1 protein-coding gene is annotated in these 278 nt (G+C 66.9%); it reads left to right on the top strand.

What is annotated here, in order from left to right; translation table 11 throughout:
* Positions 1-278 (top strand): LysR substrate-binding domain-containing protein (locus tag F6S12_RS33375; RefSeq protein WP_315870069.1); only part of this gene is annotated, 278 nt, incomplete at both ends.

Genomic DNA, 278 nt, shown 5'->3' on the forward strand with positions numbered 1-278 from the left:
ACGGCCAGGTGCTGGTCGAGCGCGCCGCGCCCCTGCTGGCGGAACTGGCCCATGCCGAACACCTGCTGCTGGACCGGCGCGAATCCCCCAGTGGAATGTTGAAGATCAGTACCCCGTCACTGTTCGGGCGCAAGGTGGTGATGCCGGTGATCGGCGAGCTGACGGCCCAGCACCCGGGGCTGAGCATCGAAGCGGTGATGACCGACCGGGTGGTGGACATCATCGATGAAGGTTTCGACGCGGTGGTGCGCACCGGGGTGATCCAGGACCAGCGCCTC

This window comes from Pseudomonas sp. JV245A (assembly GCF_032424515.1).
Classification (GTDB): Bacteria; Pseudomonadota; Gammaproteobacteria; order Pseudomonadales; family Pseudomonadaceae; genus Aquipseudomonas; species Aquipseudomonas protegens.